1 rRNA gene is annotated in these 3,194 nt (G+C 56.8%); it reads right to left on the reverse strand.

Annotation, left to right across the window (positions count from 1 at the left end):
* Positions 1–22 precede the first annotated feature (22 nt).
* Positions 23–3,143 (reverse strand): 23S ribosomal RNA (locus ACFW47_RS35125).
* Between the last annotated feature and the right edge of the window lie 51 nt (positions 3,144–3,194).

Raw genomic sequence — 3,194 nt, forward strand, 5'->3', positions numbered from 1 at the left:
AACACAGTGGACGCGAGCAACTGAGGACAAGCCCTCGGCCTATTAGTACCAGTCAACTCCACACCTTACGGCGCTTCCATATCTGGCCTATCAACCCAGTCGTCTACTGGGAGCCTTACCCCATCAAGTGGGTGGGAGTCCTCATCTCGAAGCAGGCTTCCCGCTTAGATGCTTTCAGCGGTTATCCCTCCCGAACGTAGCCAACCAGCCATGCCCTTGGCAGAACAACTGGCACACCAGAGGTTCGTCCGTCCCGGTCCTCTCGTACTAGGGACAGCCCTTCTCAAGACTCCTACGCGCACAGCGGATAGGGACCGAACTGTCTCACGACGTTCTAAACCCAGCTCGCGTACCGCTTTAATGGGCGAACAGCCCAACCCTTGGGACCGACTCCAGCCCCAGGATGCGACGAGCCGACATCGAGGTGCCAAACCATCCCGTCGATATGGACTCTTGGGGAAGATCAGCCTGTTATCCCCGGGGTACCTTTTATCCGTTGAGCGACGGCGCTTCCACAAGCCACCGCCGGATCACTAGTCCCGACTTTCGTCCCTGCTCGACCCGTCGGTCTCACAGTCAAGCTCCCTTGTGCACTTACACTCAACACCTGATTGCCAACCAGGCTGAGGGAACCTTTGGGCGCCTCCGTTACTCTTTAGGAGGCAACCGCCCCAGTTAAACTACCCATCAGACACTGTCCCTGATCCGGATCACGGACCCAGGTTAGACATCCAGCACGACCAGACTGGTATTTCAACGACGACTCCACCCACACTGGCGTGCGAGCTTCAAAGTCTCCCAGCTATCCTACACAAGCCGAACCGAACACCAATATCAAACTGTAGTAAAGGTCCCGGGGTCTTTCCGTCCTGCTGCGCGAAACGAGCATCTTTACTCGTAGTGCAATTTCACCGGGCCTATGGTTGAGACAGTCGAGAAGTCGTTACGCCATTCGTGCAGGTCGGAACTTACCCGACAAGGAATTTCGCTACCTTAGGATGGTTATAGTTACCACCGCCGTTTACTGGCGCTTAAGTTCTCAGCTTCGCCTGGACGAATCCAAGCTAACCGGTCCCCTTAACGTTCCAGCACCGGGCAGGCGTCAGTCCGTATACATCGCCTTACGGCTTCGCACGGACCTGTGTTTTTAGTAAACAGTCGCTTCTCGCTGGTCTCTGCGGCCACCCCCAGCTCAGACCGTAAAGATCATCACCAGGAATGGCCCCCCTTCTCCCGAAGTTACGGGGGCATTTTGCCGAGTTCCTTAACCATAGTTCACCCGAACGCCTCGGTATTCTCTACCTGACCACCTGAGTCGGTTTAGGGTACGGGCCGCCATGAAACTCGCTAGAGGCTTTTCTCGACAGCATAGGATCATCCACTTCACCACAATCGGCTCGGCATCAGGTCTCAGCCATGTGTGCGACGGATTTACCTACCGCACGGCCTACACCCTTACCCCGGGACAACCACCGCCCGGGATGGACTACCTTCCTGCGTCACCCCATCACTCACCTACTAACCGCTTGGTTCAGCGGCTCCACCACTCCCCTTTGCCCGAAGGCTCCAGGGCGGCTTCACGGCCTTAGCATCACGATGCTCGATGTTTGACGCTTCACAGCGGGTACCGGAATATCAACCGGTTATCCATCGACTACGCCTGTCGGCCTCGCCTTAGGTCCCGACTTACCCTGGGCAGATCAGCTTGACCCAGGAACCCTTAGTCAATCGGCGCAAACGTTTCTCACGTTTGTATCGCTACTCATGCCTGCATTCTCACTCGTGAACCGTCCACAACTCGCTTACACGGCTGCTTCACCCGGCACACGACGCTCCCCTACCCATCCATACAGGCGTTGGCCCTATTGTATGAATGACACGACTTCGGCGGTACGCTTGAGCCCCGCTACATTGTCGGCGCGGAATCACTAGACCAGTGAGCTATTACGCACTCTTTCAAGGGTGGCTGCTTCTAAGCCAACCTCCTGGTTGTCTGTGCGACTCCACATCCTTTCCCACTTAGCGTACGCTTAGGGGCCTTAGTCGATGCTCTGGGCTGTTTCCCTCTCGACCATGGAGCTTATCCCCCACAGTCTCACTGCCGCGCTCTCACTTACCGGCATTCGGAGTTTGGCTAAGGTCAGTAACCCGGTAGGGCCCATCGCCTATCCAGTGCTCTACCTCCGGCAAGAAACACACGACGCTGCACCTAAATGCATTTCGGGGAGAACCAGCTATCACGGAGTTTGATTGGCCTTTCACCCCTAACCACAGGTCATCCCCCAGGTTTTCAACCCTGGTGGGTTCGGTCCTCCACGAAGTCTTACCTCCGCTTCAACCTGCCCATGGCTAGATCACTCCGCTTCGGGTCTTGAGCGTGCTACTCAAACGCCCTATTCGGACTCGCTTTCGCTACGGCTACCCCACAACGGGTTAACCTCGCAACACACCGCAAACTCGCAGGCTCATTCTTCAAAAGGCACGCAGTCACGACGCAAGGACAAGTCCTTGCGCGACGCTCCCACGGCTTGTAGGCACACGGTTTCAGGTACTATTTCACTCCGCTCCCGCGGTACTTTTCACCATTCCCTCACGGTACTATCCGCTATCGGTCACCAGGGAATATTTAGGCTTAGCGGGTGGTCCCGCCAGATTCACACGGGATTTCTCGGGCCCCGTGCTACTTGGGTGTCTCTCAAGCAAGCCGCTGACGTTTCGACTACGGGGGTCTTACCCTCTACGCCGGACCTTTCGCATGTCCTTCGCCTACATCAACGGTTTCTGACTCGCCCTACGGCCGGCAGACCGTAGAAGAGAGATCCCACAACCCCGCACACGCAACCCCTGCCGGGTCTCACACGTATACGGTTTGGCCTCATCCAGTTTCGCTCGCCACTACTCCCGGAATCACGGTTGTTTTCTCTTCCTGCGGGTACTGAGATGTTTCACTTCCCCGCGTTCCCTCCACACTGCCTATGTGTTCAGCAGCGGGTGACAGCCCATGACGACTGCCGGGTTTCCCCATTCGGACACCCCCGGATCAAAGCCTGGTTGACGACTCCCCGGGGCCTATCGTGGCCTCCCACGTCCTTCATCGGTTCCTGGTGCCAAGGCATCCACCGTGCGCCCTTAAAAACTTGGCCACAGATGCTCGCGTCCACTGTGCAGTTCTCAAACAACGACCAACCACCCAT

This window comes from Streptomyces sp. NPDC058796 (assembly GCF_042745235.1).
In the GTDB taxonomy this organism is placed as follows: Bacteria; Actinomycetota; Actinomycetes; order Streptomycetales; family Streptomycetaceae; genus Streptomyces.